This window comes from Paraburkholderia sp. BGA-UO-ETr-F12 (assembly GCF_059567945.1).
In genome coordinates, this window is record NZ_JCAQOZ010000057.1 from 138,036 (window position 1) to 155,090 (window position 17,055).

Consider the following 17,055-nt stretch of genomic DNA (forward strand, 5'->3'; position numbering starts at 1 on the left):
TTGCTCCTTTGTCCTTTGACTTGACGCCTATCACGACGCTGCGACCGCGCTATGACGACCCAATCCGCTTCCGCTACTCCCGACCTGCCGCTCGACATGATCATCTTCGGCGGCACCGGCGACCTGTCGTTTCGCAAGCTGCTGCCCGCGCTCTACATGGCGCATCTGCACTGCAATCTGCCGCCGGATACCCGCATTCTCACGATCGGCCGCAAGCCGTGGTCGCGTGAGGAGTACATCACCGAATTCATGGAGGCGAAGGCGAAGCCCTTCATCGAAAAGAAGGCGTTCGATGCCGCCGCCTGGGACAAATTCCTCGCGCTGTTCGAGTATGTGCGCATGGACGTCGACTCGGTCGAGGACTACCAGCGCCTGAAAGAGACATCGCGCGAAGGCGTGCGGCGGGTGTTTTATCTCGCGACTTCGCCGGATCTGTTCACGAATATTTGCGACAACCTTTCGGCGGCCGGACTGATCGACGGCAATTCGCGGGTCGTCCTCGAGAAACCGCTGGGCCACGATCTGGCGTCCGCGCAGGAGATCAACACGGCGGTCGGCAAGCATTTCAGCGAAGCGCAGATCTACCGGATCGACCACTACCTGGGCAAGGAAACCGTTCAGAACCTGATGGTGCTGCGTTTCGGCAATCCGATTTTCGGCCCGCTGTGGCAGGCGCCGTATATCAAGAGCGTGCAGATCACGGTGGCGGAAACCGTCGGCGTAGGCAGCCGCGCGGGCTTCTACGACAAAACTGGCGCTTTGCGCGACATGGTGCAGAACCACTTGCTGCAATTGCTGTGCATCGTTGCCATGGAACCGCCGGTGTCGCTCGACCCGGATGCGGTGCGCGACGAAAAACTCAAGGTGCTGCGTTCGCTGCGGCCTATGACGCCCGAGGACATCGCGCGCGATACCGTGCGCGGCCAGTACACCGCGGGCGCCGTGGACGGCGAGGCGGTGAAGGGCTACCTGGAAGAAGACAATGTGCCGGCCGGCAGCCGCGCCGAGACTTTCGTCGCATTGCGCGCGCATATCAACAACTGGCGCTGGGCCCATGTGCCGTTTTTCCTGCGCACCGGCAAGCGGATGCAGAAGAAGGTGTCGGAGATCGTCATCGAGTTTTCCGAGCTGCCTTTCTCGATCATCCCGAACGGCAATAGCGGGCGCAATTACGGCAACCGGCTGGTGATCCAGTTACAGCCCGAAGAGTCGATCCAGTTGCAGGTACTCGCGAAAGAACCGGGCAGCGGCATGCACATGCTGCCGGTGAACCTGAATCTCGACTTGCAGCAGGCTTTCACCGAGCGCCGCGCGGAAGCGTACGAGCGTTTGCTGATCGACGTGATTCGCGGACGCCTCACGCACTTCATGCGCCGTGACGAACTCGAAGCCGCATGGGCGTGGGCCGAGCCGATTCTGGAAGGCTGGGCCAAGTCGGGCGACAAGCCGCGTGCCTATACGGCCGGCACGTTTGGACCGGCCGCATCGACGGCGCTGATGGCGCGTGAAAATGCGGTGTGGGCGGAAGAATCGCAGTAAGCGGGTCGACGCAGGGCGGCGAGGGTCAATACCGCGTACTTGCCTTCGCGGCGATCGCCGCCGCCGCCGCACGGGTTTCCACATGCAGTTTGCCGAACACATGTTCCAGGTGCTTGTTGACCGTGCGCGGCGCCATGCCGAGAATGTCGCCGATATCGCGATTGGTCTTGCCGCGCGACAGCCATAGCAGGACTTCCGCCTCGCGGGCCGTCAGGTTGAATTGTGCGGCGAGCGCGCTGGTGTGCTCGGCATCGTTGAACTCCTCAAGCAGGATCACCCAGTCTCCACGCGTCGCGCGGCCGAGTACCCGCGCGACGCGGCGCACGCCGTCCGCAGCCGTTTCGAAGCCGGCTTGCAGATCGCAGCCCGTTTCGATCCAGCGCGCCAGCCATTGATTCAGCATCGGCGGCAGACGCGGCACGGTATCGGGGAGAGGGGGGAGAGGGGGGAGAAGCCGCGTGCCGTCGTTCGTTAGATGGTGTTTCGCGTTGCCCCCAGTCTCTCCATTCCTCTCGTCGGTTGTCGCATCGCCCGGCCCGTAGCGCGCAAGACGCTGCCGTGCAAGGTCGCTTTGCCATTTGATTTCTCCGCTCGCGGCCGCAATCAGCGCCGCGCGCATACCGATCTCGAGCACCGTATCCGCCTGGCGCTGCTGGCGCGAGCGCTGTACATGGGCGGCAATGCGCGCGCTGACCTCGCTCGGCTTGACGGGCTTGGTGACATAGTCGATACCTCCGACCCGAAAGCCTTGCACAACGTGTTCGCTGTCGGTCAGCGCGGTCATGAAGATCACCGGCAGATGCCGGTTTCGGGGATCGGCCTTGATCTGCCGGCAGGTTTCGAAGCCATCCATGCCGGGCATCAGCGCGTCGAGCAGCACGGCATCCGGCGTGATGCGCGCGAGGCGTTGCAACGCGGACTGCCCGTCGAGTGCAACCAGAACGGCGTAGCCGGATGCCCGCAGCGTATCGGACAGCAGCGCTAGGTTGTCGGGCGTGTCGTCGACGATCAGCACGACCGGCTTGTCGTCGGGCAGTTCCGGTTGCGTGTCCGGGGGCAGGAGCAGCGATTCGTCATGCATCGGGATTGACCTGCTGGGTAGGCGCGAGCAACTGCGCGAGTTCGGTCAGCCGGAAGCGCCGCGCGAGGATGCGCAACGGTTCGAGCACGGTGGCCAGTTCAGGCGCGTTGATCTGCGCCGCGTCGAGTTGTTCGATGAAGCCCTGCACGTAACCCATTTCAAGTTGCGTATGCAGTTTTTCACGCAAGGTGGCGGGCAAGCTTGCCGGCGCGTCAGCCGAACCGGCGCATGCGGGCGTTACCGTGCCGGGTGTTTCAACGATCCACTGCAGTTGCAGCAGCGCCGCCAGTTTGTCGAGCAGAAGCGGAATGTGCAGCGGTTTGGCGAGATAGTCGTCACAACCGGCGGCGGTGCCTTTGTCGCGATCGTCGGCGAAAGCGTTGGCCGACAGGATCAGGATCGGCGCCGCCGATAACCGGTTGTCGCGAATCAGGCGGCTCGCCTCGAAGCCGTCCATGTCCGGCATCGAGACATCCATCACGATGAGGTCGGCCGCCCCTGTGCCGAGCCATTGGAGCGCCTCAGGTCCGCTGGCGGCTTCCACGACCAGGAAGCCAAGCGGCGCGAGCGTATGCGTGACGATGCGGCGCTGCTCGGCGAGATCGTCGACCACCAGCACCGTGCGGCGCGGCCCGTCGTACCCCTTGATGTTGAGCGGACCGTTCGCCAGCCGCTGGGGCTCACGCACTTCCGGCGCGAACAGCTTGACGATAAAGCGGGTCCCACTGCCCACCTCGCTTTGCACTTGCAGGTTGCCGCCCATCAGCTCCGTGAGCAGGCGGCAGATCGTCAGGCCGAGGCCGGCGCCGTGGTCGTGTTCGCGCGCCGCCGCGCCGCGCTCGAACGGCAGGAACAGACGCTCCAGTTCGGCGGCCGGCATGCCGGGGCCGGTGTCGGTGATCTCGAAGGTGAGGGTTTCCCACGCATAGCCCGCGCGCACCTTCACCGTACCGCTCGAGGTGAAGCGGATCGCATTACCGATCAGATTGATGAGAATCTGCCGTACCCGTTTTTCGTCGATGCGTACCACTTCTGGAATGCGGCCGGTCGTCTGGAAATCGAACTGCAGTCCTTTGTCGGTAGCCTGCGGTTCGAGCATTGCCGAGAGCTGTGTGACGAAGTCCGGCAGTGCGATCTCCGTCACGTTAAGCTGCAGTTTGCCCGCCTCGATGCGCGCGACGTCGAGCAGGCCGTCGACGAGCGCCAGCAAGTGTTCGCCGCTGCGATAGATGGTCGCCACGGCGTCGCGGCGGCCCGCCGGCAGTTCGTCCGTGCCTTGCAGCAGCAGTTGCGCGTAGCCGAGAATGCTGTTGAGCGGCGTGCGCAACTCGTGGCTGAGACCCGTCACGTAGCGGCTCTTCGCGCGGTTGGCCGATTCGGCGGCGGCGCTCGCCTGCTGGAGTGCCGCATCGGTTTTGCGGTGCGCCTCGATTTCCTGCATCAGCAGTTCGGCTTGCCGCTGCGACTCCTCTTGTGTGACCTTGCGGTTTTCGTTGGCGAGCACCAACCACCACGCAGCGATGCAGCCGATCAGCGCAAGTGCGAAAAAAGCCTTCAGATACCCTTGTAGCAGCACGTCGTGAACCGTGGCGTCGAGATCGGGCAGGGTCCGCATGCTCTGATTCCACTGCACGGCAAGCACGCCGCCGAGCAGCGCGAGCACGACGATCAGCAGACCGGAGTACTGCGCGAGGCGCAAACCTGCCGCGCCCAGGCGCAGCCGCGGGAACAGAGCGTGGATCGATTTGCCGAACTGGGCAGGCAATCGCGCATGAGGTTTGCAGGAGTCGTTGCAGCGCGAGTCGAGTGAGCAGCACAACGAGCAGATCGAGCCGGCATAGGCCGGGCAGTGCGCCATGTCTTCACGCTCGAAGCTGTTTTCGCAGATCACGCAACGCAGCACCGCGCCCGCTTCGAGGTCGTGGCTGTCGCGCGCCAGATAGAAGCGCCCGCGCGTGGCGATCGCCAGCAATGGCGAGCAGACGAAGGCGACCAGCAGCGCGATGAAGGACGCCAATGCTTCCGCGGTCGCGCCGAACACGCCGCCATGCGAGAGCGCGGCCATCAGCGAGGCGATCACCATGGCACCCACCCCGACGGGGTTGATGTCGTACAGGTGCGCGCGCTTGAACTCGATATCGCGAGGGCTATAACCGAGCGGCTTGCTGATCACGAGGTCGCCGACCACCGCGCCAATCCAGGCGATCGCCACGTTCGCATAGAGTGCGAGCACCTTGCTGATGGCTTCGAAAACCCCCATCTCGACGAGCAGCAGGGCGATCAACACATTGAACACCAGCCATACCACGCGCCCCGGGTGGCTGTGTGTGAGCCGCGCGAAGAAGTTCGACCACGCGAGCGAACCGGCGTAGGCGTTGGTGACGTTGATTTTCAGTTGCGAGACGATCACCAGCAGCGTCATCGCGGCGAGTGCGCCTTCGGGCGAATGGAACACGTAGTGATACGCGACCAGATACATCTGGGTCGGTTCGACGGCTTTCACGGGGTCGATCTCGTGCTGGATCGCGAGGAAGGCAAGCAACGCCCCGCCCAGCATCTTCAATGCGCCAGGCACGATCCAGCCCGGCCCGGCCGAAATCAGCGCGACCCACCAGCGAACGCGATTTGCACGCGTGCGCGGCGGCAGGAAGCGCAGGTAGTCGACCTGTTCGCCGATCTGCACGATCAGAGAAAACACCACGGTGCAGCCGGCACCGAAGGAAGCCAGCCTGAACTCGCGGCCGTCCCCCGACAGGCCGACGAACGTGACCCATTCAGCGAGCACGTGCGGCTCGCGCCACAGCACCACGGCGTAGGGCACGACAAGCAGCACGAGCCACAAAGGCTGGGTCCAGCCTTGCAGGCGGTTGATGAACGTGATACCGAAGGTCACCACCGGAATAATGACGAGCGCGCTGATCACGTAGGCGAGCGATAGCGGAATCTTCAGATAAAGCTCGAGCGCGAGCGACATGATGGCCGCTTCGAGCGCGAAAAATACAAAGGTGAAGATCGCGTAGATCAGCGACGTCAGCGTGGAGCCCAGATAGCCGAAACCGGCGCCGCGCGTGAGCAGGTCCATGTCGACGCCGTTGCGCGCGGCGTAGTAGCTGATCGGTATGCCGGTCAGAAAGATCAGCACGGAGACGGCGAGAATCGCGTAGACCGCGTTCGCGAAGCCGTAGTTCACCACCAGCGCGCCGCCAATTGCTTCTAGCGCGAGGAACGACACCGCGCCGATCGCCGTATTGGCGACCCGGAACTCCGACCAGCGCCGGAATGTACGCGGCGTGAAGCGCAGCGCGTAATCCTCGAGCGTTTCGTCGCCGACCCATGCGTTGTAGTCGCGGCGAATCTTGACGATGCGCTGCGTACCGCCGGACGGAGGGCGCGATGCCCCAGCCTGGGTAGCCGGGCCGGCGGGGCGCGAGGGCTGTGATTCTGTTTGGTGCATCGAGGCTCGTCGTCGATGGGTTCCGGGGCTGACGGCGCGTTTATGCAAGTTGCGTTCCATTTGGGGCCGCAGCGGCACCGTGATGCGATGGACGGCCGCGCGCGGCACGGCCCGCGCACCATGCCGGCGCGATTATAGGCAGCGCAATTGCGTCGCGCCCTACGTCAACTGACGTATTGGGCCGCGCAAATTGGCTACCTACTTTTCGTTACGTCGACACCGCCAGCCGCTGCACAGCGCGGGTCGCCCGACCACGACTACAAGGAGAACCCGATGTCACACGACGATCAGAACGAGCCTGGCATGCCTTCGGCGCTGCGCCGAAAACTCTTGATGGGTCTTGCCGCCGCGCCCGCGCTCGCCATCTCCGGCATCGCGCGGGCCCAGCAGTATCCGACCGCCAAGGTCAACACCACCCACCTCGCGGTGACCGATACGGAGGTGACAGTCGGCCAGCTGCACTCGGCAACCGGCACCATGGCGATCTCCGAAACCGGCTCGATTCAGGCGGAGCGTCTCGCGATCGAACAGATCAACGCGGCGGGCGGCATTCTCGGCCGTCAGATCAAGATCATTCAGGAAGACGGCGCATCCGACTGGCCGACCTTCGCGGAGAAGTCCAAGAAACTGCTCGAAAACGATCATGTGGCGGCCGTATTCGGCTGCTGGACCTCGGCGTCGCGCAAGGCCGTGCTGCCGATCTTCGAGCGCGATAACGGCCTCCTGTACTACCCGACGTTCTACGAAGGGCTCGAGCAATCGAAGAACGTGTTCTACACGGGGCAAGAAGCGACCCAGCAGATTCTCTGGGGGCTGAACTGGGCGAACCAGACGAAGAAGGCGAAGAGCTTCTTCCTGATCGGTTCCGACTACATCTGGCCGCGCACGTCGAACAAGATTGCACGCAAGCATATCGAGCAGCATCTGAGCGGCTGCAAGGTGGTCGGCGAGGAGTATTACCCGCTCGGCACAACTAACTTCAACTCGCTGATCAACAAGATCAAGATCGCCAAACCGGATTGCATCTACGCGATCATCGTCGGCGGCTCCAACGTGGCTTTCTACAAGCAGCTTAAAGCGGCGGGCATTACCGCGGACAAGCAGTTCCTTCTGACCATCTCGGTGACCGAGGACGAAGTGCTCGGAATCGGCGGCGAAAACGTCGCGGGTTTCTACTCGGCGATGAAGTATTTCGAATCGCTCGACAACGACAACAACAAGAAATTCGTCGCGGCGTTCAAGGCCAAATACGGACCCAAATCGGTGATCGGGGACGTCACCCAGGCCGCCTATCTCGGTCCGTGGCTGTGGAAAGCGGCGGTGGAAAAAGCAGGCAGCTTCGACGTCGACAAGGTTGTCGCCGCATCGCCTGGCATCGAATTGAAGAGCGCGCCGGAAGGCTACGTGAAGATCCACGCGAATCATCACTTGTGGAGCCGCACGCGCATCGGTCAGGCGCAGACGGATGGCCAGTTCAAGGTGGTGGCCGAATCGCCCGATCTGATCGAGCCGAATCCGTTCCCCAAGGGCTATCAGTAAAACGCGAAGCAGCGCGAGTCAAACGCGCTGCCGTCACGCGAGCGCGCGGATCATTTCGAGGAGAGACGCATGTCGGCTTCAGACATTCTTAACGTCACGCTGATGCAAGGTTTTGCCGGCCTGAGCCTGTTCAGCGTGCTGCTGCTGATGGGGCTGGGGCTGGCGGTGATCTTCGGCCAGATGGGCGTGATCAACATGGCGCACGGCGAGTTCATGACGATCGGGGCTTACACGATCTATTTGTTCTCGCAACTGGCCGATAACTATTGGCACGGGTACGCGCCGGTGTACTTCCCGGTCGCGATCTGCGCTGCCTTCGTGCTGGCGTTCGCGGCTGGCTGGCTGGCGGAGTGGGCGCTGATCCGCCATCTGTACCGACGTCCGCTCGACACCCTGCTCGCCACCTGGGGCCTGAGCCTCGGGATGCAGCAGGTGTTTCGCTCGGTGTTCGGCCCGAAGGAGGTGAGTCCCACGCTGCCGGACTGGCTGATGGGGTCGTGGTCGCCGAAGCCCGGTCTGGACATCCCGATCAACGGACTGTTCGTGATGAGCCTCGCGGTGCTGATGACAGGCGGGGTGCTGCTGGCGCTGTACCGCTCGCGCTGGGGACTGCGGGTGCGCGCCACGGTCGCGAACCGGCAGATGGCGAACGCGGCCGGCATCGATACCCGCAAGACCGACCGGCTGACCTTCGCGATCGGCTGCGGGATCGCGGGCGTGGCGGGCGCCGCGTTCACGGCGATCGGCTCGACGGGGCCGACCAGCGGCTCGCTCTATATCGTCGATTCGTTCCTGGTGGTGACGTTCGGCGGCGCGGCAAGTCTGCTCGGCACGGTGGCGTCCGCGTTCGGGATCGCGCAGATGCAGTCGATCAGCGAGTTTTTCATGACCGGCTCATCGGCACGCGTGGTGACGCTGCTCACCATCGTCATTGTGCTGATGTTGCGGCCGCAAGGGCTCTTTGCTTCAAAGGTGCGCCGTGCCTGAGCACTCATCGACTGTGTCGCCGCTTGTGTCACCGCTTGTGTCGCCGCTTGTGTCACCAGTCAGCCCTTTCAATCGCTTCAGCCCGGAGAAACGAATATGGACCAGCTGAACCCTTCCGCCGGCACGTCCGTCGCGCCGGACCGCGCCGTGGGCCAAGCCGGCTTGCGCCACACGCTCAAGCGCTGGCTGACGGGCGACGGCTACGGCAGCATCGTCGTGCTGGCACTGCTGATTCTCGTGGTGTTTCCACTCGCACTCGATGTGTTCCGCCTGAATCTGATGGGCAAGTATCTGACCTACGCGTTCGTCGCCGTTGGGCTCGTGATGGCGTGGGGCTACGGCGGTGTGCTGAGCCTCGGGCAGGGCGTGTTCTTCGGCCTCGGCGGTTATTGCATGGCGATGTTCCTGAAGCTCGAAGCGTCGGACCCGATCAGCACGAAGATCCAGTCGACGCCGGGCATTCCCGACTTCATGGACTGGAATCAGCTGACCGCCTTGCCGTTCTGGTGGAAGCCGTTTCATTCGCTGCCGTTTGCGCTGGCGGCGGTGCTGGCCGTGCCCTGCGCGCTCGCGTTCGTGGTCGGCTTCGCGATGTTCAAGCGACGCGTGGGCGGCGTCTACTTCGCGATCATCACGCAGGCGGTGGCGCTGATCCTGTCGGTGCTGATCATCGGCCAACAGGGCTATACCGGTGGTGTGAACGGCATCACCGATCTGCGCACGCTGCTTGGCTGGGATATTCGCGGCGATGGCGCAAAGCTGATCCTGTACTTCATCAATGCAGTGCTGCTGCTCACGGCCATTGTTTGCTGCCGGCAGATCCAGCGCAGCAAGCTTGGCACCTTGCTGCTCGCGATGCGCGACAAGGAGGACCGGGTGCGCTTTTCCGGCTACGACGTGGCCATGTTCAAGGTGTTCGCGTTTTGCATCGCCGCTGTGCTCGCGGCGATCGGCGGGGCGATGTTCACGCTGCAGGTCGGTTTCATGTCGCCCTCGTTCGTGGGCATCGTGCCGTCGATCGAGATGGTGATCTACGCCGCGGTGGGCGGGCGCATGTCGCTGGTGGGCGCGGTCTATGGCGCGGTGCTCGTCAATCTCGGCAAGACATGGTTCTCCGAGAGTTTCCCGAACCTGTGGCTGTTCCTCATGGCCGCGCTCTTCATCGGCGTCGTGATGGCGTTTCCAAACGGGCTGGCGGGTCTTTACGACAGCCACGTCAAGCCATGGCTCGCGCGCCTCGGCGCAAGGAGCGCCTCATGAGCAATACGGATTTCGTGCTGGCTGTGGAAGGCCTGAGCGTGTCGTTCGATGGTTTTAAGGCCATCGATTCGTTGAACCTGTACGTCGATCGCGGTGAGTTGCGCGTGGTGATCGGACCGAACGGCGCGGGCAAGACGACGCTGCTGGATCTGATCTGCGGCAAGACGCGGGCGAGCGAAGGCAGCATCAAGTTTCGCAACGAAGAGATGACGCGGCTGCCGGAGTTTCGCCGCGTACGCAAAGGGATTGGCCGCAAGTTCCAGACGCCGTCGATCTACGAAAACCTCTCCGTGTTCCAGAACCTCGAAGTGTCGTTTCCGCGCGGGCGGGGCGTGTTCGGTGCGTTGACGTTCCGGCGCACCGGCGACGTGCTCGACCGCGTGCGCAGCGTGGCCGGTGAAATCGGCCTTGAAAACCAGCTCGATCTCGAAGCCGGGCTGCTGTCGCACGGACAGAAGCAGTGGCTGGAAATCGGCATGTTGCTGATGCAGGACCCGGAACTGCTGATGCTCGACGAACCGATTGCCGGCATGAGCGTGCGCGAGCGCGAGATCACGGCCGAGCTGCTCAAGCGGATCTGCCAGAACCGCTCGATGATCGTGATCGAGCATGACATGGCATTCGTCGCGCAGATCGCTCACAAGGTCACCGTGATGCACCAGGGAAAGGTGCTCGCCGAAGGGGCGATGGAACAGGTGCAGGCGGACCCGCGCGTCATCGATGTTTATCTTGGCCACTGAGTGGTCCACGGAGGAGCACAGCATGTTGAATGTCGACGACCTGTTCGTCAGCTATGGCCAGAGTGAAGCGTTGCATGGCATCAGCTTCAACGCCGCCCATAACGAAACCGTGGCGATCATGGGACGCAACGGCATGGGTAAGACCACGTTGTTCAAGTCGTTGATCGGCATTTTGCCGCTCAAGTCAGGCTCGGTGCGGGTGGACGGCGAGGAGGTGTCGCGCGACGAGAGTTTCCGGCGGGTCGCCAAAGGCATCGCCTACGTGCCGCAAGGTCGCCAGATTTTCGCGACGCTGAGTGTCGAGGAGAACATCCAGACCGGTCTCGAGAATGCACCGACCAAGACGGTTCCGGAGGAGATCTACGCCCTGTTCCCGGTGCTTTACGAGATGCGCGCCCGCAAGGGCGGCAACCTGTCCGGCGGCCAGCAGCAGCAATTGGCGATTGCCCGCGCGCTCGTCACGCAGCCCAAGGTGCTGTTGCTTGACGAGCCGACCGAGGGCATTCAGCCGTCGATCATCAAGGACATTGCCCGGGCATTGAACGAGATCCGCAAGCTGCGCGATATCACGATCGTCGTGTCGGAGCAGGTGCTGAGCTTTGCGCTCGACGTCGCGGATCGCCTGTTCGTCATCGAAGGCGGCCGGCTCGTGCACGAGAGTCCGCGCAGCGCCGTCGACACCGCGAAGATTCGTGAATACCTGTCGGTGTGAGCCGACTGTCCATCATTTTCTGGAGGAGGGTTTGCAATGGCTGAAACGCTAATCAAGGTCGACCTGAAACAATCGGCCTACGACAACGAGAACGTCCACAACCGCTGGCATCCGGACATCCCAATGGCCTGCTGGGTCAATCCCGGCGACGATTTCATTCTTGAAACCTACGATTGGACCGGCGGGTTCATCAAGAACAACGACAGCGCGGACGACGTGCGCGATATCGATCTGTCGATCGTGCACTTTCTGTCGGGACCGGTCGGCGTGAAAGGCGCGGAGCCCGGCGACCTGCTGGTGGTGGATCTGCTCGATATCGGCGCAAAACAGGAAAGCCAGTGGGGCTTCAACGGTTTTTTCTCGAAGAAGAACGGCGGTGGCTTCCTGACCGACCATTTTCCGCAGGCGCAAAAGTCGATCTGGGATTTTCATGGTCTCTACACCAGTTCGCGGCATATTCCCGGTGTGAACTTCGCGGGGCTGATTCACCCGGGGCTGATCGGGTGCCTGCCCGACCCGAAGATGCTGGCGACATGGAATGAACGCGAGGCGGCGTTGATCGCTACAGACCCGCAACGCGTGCCCGGCCTTGCCAATCCGCCGTTCGCGGCGACGGCGCACATGGGACGGCTCGCCGACGACGATCACGCCAAAGCCGCCGCCGAAGGGGCGCGCACCGTGCCGCCGCGTGAGCATGGCGGCAATTGCGACATCAAGGATCTGTCGCGGGGCTCGAAGGTTTACTTCCCGGTGTATGTCGACGGTGCAGGGCTATCGGTTGGCGACCTGCACTTCAGCCAGGGCGATGGCGAAATCACTTTCTGCGGCGCGATCGAAATGGCCGGCTGGGTGCATATGAGGGTCGAGCTGATCAAGGGCGGGATGGCGAAGTACGGCATCAAAAATCCGATCTTCAAGCCGAGTCCGATCACGCCGAACTACAACGACTACCTGATTTTCGAGGGCATTTCGGTCGATGAACAGGGCAAGCAGCACTATCTGGACGTGCATATCGCATACCGGCAGGCCTGCCTGAACGCGATCGAGTATCTGACGAAGTTCGGCTACTCGCGCGCCCAGGCCTATTCGATTCTTGGCACGGCGCCTGTGCAGGGACATATCAGCGGCGTGGTCGATGTGCCGAACGCTTGCGCCACGCTGTGGCTGCCCACGCAGATCTTCGACTTCGATATCCGGCCGAATTCGGCCGGACCGGTCAGGCATGTCACGTCCGGGGTGGATTTGCCGCTGTCGCCTGATCTGGTCTGACGCGTTTCTTGTCGAGCAGGCGCGAGAGCGTTTGCCGAGGGCCGCCGTTCAATCGATGCGTGGAGTGTGTGAAGTGCGTCGAGTGCGGCGGCCGACTGACAGCCGGGCAATACCCATACCGATCCACCGATCTTCAGAGGGCAGCACCATGCCGACTTACGAGTACCGCTGCGATAACTGCGGCCCCTTCGCCGCGATACGCCGTGTCGCCGAGCGCGATACGGTCTGTGCGTGTCCCGCTTGCACCGCGCCGGCGCAACGCATTCTTAGCCTGCCGGCGTTGTCATTGATGCCAACGGCCGCCCGTGCCGGGCACCAGATTAACGAGCGCGCGGCGCATGCGCCGCAGCGTTCGGGAGAATACACGCACCGTCATGGGCCGGGATGTGGGTGCGGGTCGAAGGCGTCCGCGGTCGCGACGACGCCAGGCGGCCTCAAGACCAACGCTGGCGGCCGACCGTGGATGATTAGCCACTGACTCGCTGCGCGGGGCCGTGAGCCGTGCGGCGCTGTGTTGACGACAACGTGCCGCCGCGCCCGGACACAAGACCCGTTGACGTTTGTTACGGCAACGAGATCGTCAACGTGGCCGATTGCGGTCCGAGTTTGACCACCTGCGAATACGGCGCGAGTGTGCGCAACGTCTGATCGCGCAGATAGGTGTTCAGCCCGAGATAAGCGAGCAGGCCGACCAGTGCGAACACCGCGCCGATCGACCACAACGGCACCTCGCGCTTGAGACGGTGAGCGACCTGATCCGGCAGCGGCCAGTGCGGCGCGAACGGCGCGCGCTTGCCCTTCATATGCGCGATTTCATCGCCGATGCGCGCGGTCAGATAGGCGAGCTTCTCCGGCCCTTCGAGCAGATACTTGCCCTGGAAGCCGAGCAGCAGGCACATGTGGAACACTTCGAGCGACTGCAAACGCGCGGCGCCCTGTGCGCGGCATTCCTCCAGATACTGGAAGAATTTTTCGCCCGCCAGTTGCTCGCCGAACAGCACCAGTTGCAACGGCCGGCGTTCCCATTCCGTGCGGATCTTGAAGGTCGACGACAACACTGATTCGTCGATGGCCGCGCAGAACGCAAACTTGGATGCGTAGACGTCTTCCGCCGACGCATTGAGCTTTTTCGCGCCGCGCTCGAAGTCGCCGAGAAACTGCTGGATACGCTGGCTGAATTCGTGCGCGTCGCCGGGCTCGCGGCCGTTCTTCAACAAAAACAGCATGAAGAAGCCGTCGTATAGCAGATCGAGCAGCGAGCGGACCTGGTAGCTCGGCTCGGTCATGGGGGCGGGCGTCGCGGCAGGCGTGCTGCCGCCAAACAGGGAAGGCGCGTAGCTCATGATGTGACGGCGATCAGTTCGAGTTGAAGATCGTTGATGCCCGACGGCGCGTAGATCATCGCCGATTGGGCCTGCAACATACGGTCATACAATGCGCCGCGCGATTCGCACGAGAAGTAGCACGCGCCCGGGCGCACCGGAATCGCGGGCGGCACTTGCGGGGTGTAGACGAGACGCACGCCGGGCATGGCCGAGAGCACCAGCTTGTCGACGTCGTCCGGCGCGCCGACCTTGAAGCGGGCCGGTACGGCTTCGACGAGTTCGGCGGTCGGCATGTCCGCGGAGACCGCGATATAGAACTGCGTCTTGTCGTCGATCTTGCCCGAGTCGAGGCGACCCGCATGGAACGACGGACGCACCTCTTCGAGCGCGATCGCGAAGTAGCGCGTGGAGATCACGGTTTCGAGCAGATCGCGCAGGATCGTGTCGAGGCGCGCAAAACCGGGACCCGGGTCGTCATGCCGGTAAGCCGGCAGGTCGGACAAGGCGTAGCCCTTCGAAAACGTCATGAGCTGGCCGGCCAGACGCAGCAATTCCTGAAACAGGCGTTCCGGATGCAGCGCCGAATGCTGGTACAGATGCGCAAGCGAAGCAAACGCGGCGCTCGCGGTGTGCAGCAGCCAGAACGAAGCGATGTCGCCCGAACGGAACTCGATGATGTTCTTGGTCGGCTCGCGGTGAAAACCGTACAGCGCGTTGACCTTGGCCTGCAGCGCGTCGATCAGTTGACGCAGCCGTTGATGCAGGATCGGCGACGCGTCGATCGCGAGGCAGGGCGGCACGAACGTGTCGTCGATTTCAAAACCGGACGTGGCGGTGCGGCGCACGCGCACGAGCGGCACCGACAGCAACTGGTCGCGCGGCTCGCTATGCGCAATGAGTTTGACGCTGGTCTTCAGGAAGGTGATGTCGGCTTCGGCGGCGTCAGTGAAATGATCGGTCACCGGCGTCTGCTCGCTCACGTAGCGCGACACGAAGCCCGCGTTGCTGTCTTGCGAATAGTTCGCGCCGGTTTCTCGCAACGGATGCAGCGCCAGATAAAACGTGAATTCATTGATGCCGTCGGGCAACGTGTCGAGCGCGATTGGCGGCGGCAGGTCGTCGGCTTGCGGCGCGGAGTAGAGCGCCCCGTCAGGAAACACCAGTGAGAGTTCGCTCACGCGCAGCACGTTGCTGCCGAGCGCGTCGCGGTCGAAACGCGCCGAACGCACGCCCCAGTTGTACGGCTGGATCGCCTGGATCGACTCGAACAGGCGCGCCTCGTGATAGGCGTCCTGACGCTGAAAATGCTGCGGCCTTAGAAACAGGCCTTCCCCCCAAAGCACTTTTGCGGAATAACTCATGTCAAACCTGTTATATGCGTTCAGCGTGCGGCGCGCCCGGAGATAACCGATTCGAGCGCCGAATTGTTAATTCTCTAAAAACTGTTAAATCGTATATGCGCGGCATCTTTAACCGCAACTTACCGAAGAAAGCATATTCAGCGGTTGGGGCGGCAATCCCTGTTCAGGCGGGATCACAGTGCCGTTAGTCACCGTCATTGCACAGTTATGCAGGCCGATCATTATGCCGGATTTCTCCGACTTCGCCGGGTCGAAGGCGAATTTCCAACGCTGCATGGCCGGATCGCGGAATAGCGCGACGATACCGAATGCCTGCGCTTCGCGTGAGACTTTTTCGGTGACGGTGTAACGTTGACCGGGGATCAACGTCACTTCTCGTACGCCCAGCAGATCGCCGCCAAGCGTTGTCTTTTCCTTGGCCGGATCGGTAAAGGTGTCGAATGGCGCCTGCTGGAATGAGGTGGGGTCTTTCAACACATAAAGCCGCACGATCAGCGCCAATGGGCGGTTGTCATTGGCGGCATTCAGATTCTGCGCCGCGTATAACGTCAGGCCGACATTGCGGGGCGGTTTCTGGGCGTCCGGCAGATCGGGTTTGCCGAGGCCGCTCGCCTGCAAAACCGCGTTGGCCGCGGCTCCCAGCGCCGGCACGGCGGCCGCGCAGCCGCCCAGCAGCGCGCACGCCGCGAGGCTGGCAATCAATAGCGATGCATGGCGAACAAGACGCGAATTCATATACATCGACCGGCTCGGCGCCGTCCCCCGTCAAAACATCAATAACGAAATCAATCCGGTAATTTTGCAGTCACGCTATTGCGCTAAAGCCGGTTTATGCAAAGCGCATTGCGCCCCGGCACTTACGCGTTCGCATGCGTTGCGCACGGAAATTTTTTCCGCTTCTCTCATTTCCACTATTGCACCAGGAAACAATTTCTGCATGTTTCGTTTAAATCATCCACATGCATTTTTTTTGTGCAATGCTTCTTCACACGAAAGTTGAATTATCGAAAATTGGCCTGTACTATACCCGCGCAGTTGAAGCAAAGCAAAACCCGGTTTCTCCTTGAATTAAAAAAATCGCACGTCGGTGAAAAACGATGAATCAGCGTCTGTTAGTAAAACTATCTGGGGTAGTGTTGGCATGCGGCGTGATTGCCGGTTGTGCAACACAGGGCAACAACGTGGCGACCACACCGGAGGCTTTTAATAAGCAACTCGCGGACGCGGACACCGTCGCGAAGGGTGGCGACCAGGACCGCGCCATCTCGCTTTATCAGCAATTAGCCAAATCCGATCCAACGCGTGAGGAACCGTGGTCGCGCATTGCGCAGATCCAGTTCACGCAGGGTCATTACGGCCAGGCGATTGTCGCCGCACAAGAAGCGCTGCAGCGCGACCAGACCGATCGTCAGGCCAAGAGCGTGCTGGCTGTCGCCGGCCTGCGCGTGGCTACGCAGTCGCTTGGCGAACTGCGTCAGGATGCGTCGCTCGCGGGTGATGCGAAGTCGGACGCGCAAGCGCTCGCCAAGCAGTTGCGCGACACACTCGGCGAAGCCACGTTGTTCCCGCCTGACCCGAACGACAAGCCTGTCGTCAAGAAGAAGCGCATTATTCGCCACGTCGCCAAGGGCAAGACCACGGAGACGCCGGAAGCAACCCCCGGCGCCGCGGCTCCGGCCGCCACGGCGGCAGCTCCCGCCGCGCCGGCACCGGCCGCGCCCGCCGCGCCTGCGAAAGCAGCGCAAAGCGGCGGCGCGTCCGATCCGTTCAGCGCGCTGCGCTGATCCA

14 protein-coding genes are annotated in these 17,055 nt (G+C 62.5%); 9 read left to right on the top strand and 5 right to left on the bottom strand.

Annotation, left to right across the window (positions count from 1 at the left end):
• The first annotated feature begins 51 nt into the window (after positions 1–51).
• Complete coding sequence (gene zwf, locus AC57B6_RS27395; RefSeq protein WP_028197304.1) at positions 52–1,539, top strand: glucose-6-phosphate dehydrogenase; 1,488 nt, start codon at positions 52–54, stop codon at positions 1,537–1,539.
• 25 nt (positions 1,540–1,564) lie between these two features.
• Here the strand turns inward: zwf and AC57B6_RS27400 are convergent, their stop codons facing one another.
• Complete coding sequence (locus AC57B6_RS27400; RefSeq protein ID WP_028197303.1) at positions 1,565–2,620, bottom strand: response regulator transcription factor; 1,056 nt, start codon at positions 2,618–2,620, stop codon at positions 1,565–1,567.
• Entirely contained in the window at positions 2,613–6,074 is a 3,462-nt protein-coding gene (locus AC57B6_RS27405; protein ID WP_496422494.1) for a hybrid sensor histidine kinase/response regulator, read from the bottom strand. Before AC57B6_RS27405 ends, AC57B6_RS27400 begins: the two co-directional genes overlap by 8 nt.
• Positions 6,075–6,347: 273 nt before the next feature.
• Here AC57B6_RS27405 and urtA point away from each other — a divergent pair, with 273 nt between their 5' ends.
• The 7 genes from urtA (at position 6,348) to AC57B6_RS27440 (ending at position 13,059) form a co-directional block, all read left to right on the top strand.
• On the top strand, positions 6,348–7,613 hold the full coding sequence (urtA, locus tag AC57B6_RS27410) for an urea ABC transporter substrate-binding protein (protein ID WP_496422495.1): 1,266 nt from the start codon (positions 6,348–6,350) through the stop codon (positions 7,611–7,613).
• 69 nt (positions 7,614–7,682) lie between these two features.
• The gene (gene urtB, locus AC57B6_RS27415) at positions 7,683–8,600 is read left to right on the top strand and encodes an urea ABC transporter permease subunit UrtB (RefSeq protein ID WP_030100800.1); all 918 of its coding nucleotides are present in this window, start codon (positions 7,683–7,685) and stop codon (positions 8,598–8,600) included.
• A gap of 96 nt (positions 8,601–8,696) precedes the next feature.
• Positions 8,697–9,860, top strand: coding sequence for an urea ABC transporter permease subunit UrtC (urtC, locus tag AC57B6_RS27420; RefSeq protein ID WP_030100799.1), 1,164 nt, complete (start codon positions 8,697–8,699; stop codon positions 9,858–9,860).
• Positions 9,857–10,600, top strand: coding sequence for an urea ABC transporter ATP-binding protein UrtD (urtD, locus tag AC57B6_RS27425; protein ID WP_028197298.1), 744 nt, complete (start codon positions 9,857–9,859; stop codon positions 10,598–10,600). Before urtC ends, urtD begins: the two co-directional genes overlap by 4 nt.
• A 22-nt stretch (positions 10,601–10,622) precedes the next feature.
• Positions 10,623–11,312 (top strand): urea ABC transporter ATP-binding subunit UrtE, encoded by a 690-nt coding sequence (gene urtE, locus AC57B6_RS27430; RefSeq protein WP_028197297.1) that lies wholly within the window; start codon positions 10,623–10,625, stop codon positions 11,310–11,312.
• A gap of 36 nt (positions 11,313–11,348) precedes the next feature.
• Positions 11,349–12,581, top strand: a complete 1,233-nt coding sequence (gene fmdA, locus AC57B6_RS27435; protein ID WP_496422496.1) for a formamidase — start codon at positions 11,349–11,351, stop codon at positions 12,579–12,581.
• Positions 12,582–12,729: 148 nt separating this feature from the next.
• Positions 12,730–13,059 (top strand): FmdB family zinc ribbon protein, encoded by a 330-nt coding sequence (locus AC57B6_RS27440; protein WP_496422497.1) that lies wholly within the window; start codon positions 12,730–12,732, stop codon positions 13,057–13,059.
• A gap of 85 nt (positions 13,060–13,144) precedes the next feature.
• On the opposite strand, the gene icmH is transcribed toward AC57B6_RS27440, so the two are convergent.
• The 3 genes from icmH to tssJ all read right to left on the bottom strand — a co-directional run bounded on the left by icmH (position 13,145) and on the right by tssJ (position 16,002).
• The gene (icmH, locus tag AC57B6_RS27445; RefSeq protein WP_028197294.1) at positions 13,145–13,924 is read right to left on the bottom strand and encodes a type IVB secretion system protein IcmH/DotU; all 780 of its coding nucleotides are present in this window, start codon (positions 13,922–13,924) and stop codon (positions 13,145–13,147) included.
• Complete coding sequence (gene tssK / locus AC57B6_RS27450) at positions 13,921–15,267, bottom strand: type VI secretion system baseplate subunit TssK (RefSeq protein WP_252890111.1); 1,347 nt, start codon at positions 15,265–15,267, stop codon at positions 13,921–13,923. Before tssK ends, icmH begins: the two co-directional genes overlap by 4 nt.
• Positions 15,268–15,375: 108 nt before the next feature.
• Positions 15,376–16,002: a type VI secretion system lipoprotein TssJ gene (gene tssJ, locus AC57B6_RS27455; RefSeq protein ID WP_444514934.1), complete on the bottom strand. Its 627-nt coding sequence runs from the start codon at positions 16,000–16,002 to the stop codon at positions 15,376–15,378.
• A 362-nt stretch (positions 16,003–16,364) separates the two neighbouring features.
• Here tssJ and AC57B6_RS27460 point away from each other — a divergent pair, with 362 nt between their 5' ends.
• On the top strand, positions 16,365–17,051 hold the full coding sequence (locus AC57B6_RS27460; RefSeq protein ID WP_028197291.1) for a tetratricopeptide repeat protein: 687 nt from the start codon (positions 16,365–16,367) through the stop codon (positions 17,049–17,051).
• Positions 17,052–17,055: the final 4 nt, after the last annotated feature.

Bases quoted from the DNA above. Each gene is read 5' to 3' on its own strand.
- zwf (WP_028197304.1), top strand. From the start codon at position 52: ATGACGACCCAATCCGCTTCCGCTACTCCCGACCTGCCGCTCGACATG.
- AC57B6_RS27400 (WP_028197303.1), bottom strand. From the start codon at position 2,620: ATGCATGACGAATCGCTGCTCCTGCCCCCGGACACGCAACCGGAACTG.
- AC57B6_RS27405 (WP_496422494.1), bottom strand. From the start codon at position 6,074: ATGCACCAAACAGAATCACAGCCCTCGCGCCCCGCCGGCCCGGCTACC.
- urtA (WP_496422495.1), top strand. From the start codon at position 6,348: ATGTCACACGACGATCAGAACGAGCCTGGCATGCCTTCGGCGCTGCGC.
- urtB (WP_030100800.1), top strand. From the start codon at position 7,683: ATGTCGGCTTCAGACATTCTTAACGTCACGCTGATGCAAGGTTTTGCC.
- urtC (WP_030100799.1), top strand. From the start codon at position 8,697: ATGGACCAGCTGAACCCTTCCGCCGGCACGTCCGTCGCGCCGGACCGC.
- urtD (WP_028197298.1), top strand. From the start codon at position 9,857: ATGAGCAATACGGATTTCGTGCTGGCTGTGGAAGGCCTGAGCGTGTCG.
- urtE (WP_028197297.1), top strand. From the start codon at position 10,623: ATGTTGAATGTCGACGACCTGTTCGTCAGCTATGGCCAGAGTGAAGCG.
- fmdA (WP_496422496.1), top strand. From the start codon at position 11,349: ATGGCTGAAACGCTAATCAAGGTCGACCTGAAACAATCGGCCTACGAC.
- AC57B6_RS27440 (WP_496422497.1), top strand. From the start codon at position 12,730: ATGCCGACTTACGAGTACCGCTGCGATAACTGCGGCCCCTTCGCCGCG.
- icmH (WP_028197294.1), bottom strand. From the start codon at position 13,924: ATGAGCTACGCGCCTTCCCTGTTTGGCGGCAGCACGCCTGCCGCGACG.
- tssK (WP_252890111.1), bottom strand. From the start codon at position 15,267: ATGAGTTATTCCGCAAAAGTGCTTTGGGGGGAAGGCCTGTTTCTAAGG.
- tssJ (WP_444514934.1), bottom strand. From the start codon at position 16,002: ATGAATTCGCGTCTTGTTCGCCATGCATCGCTATTGATTGCCAGCCTC.
- AC57B6_RS27460 (WP_028197291.1), top strand. From the start codon at position 16,365: ATGAATCAGCGTCTGTTAGTAAAACTATCTGGGGTAGTGTTGGCATGC.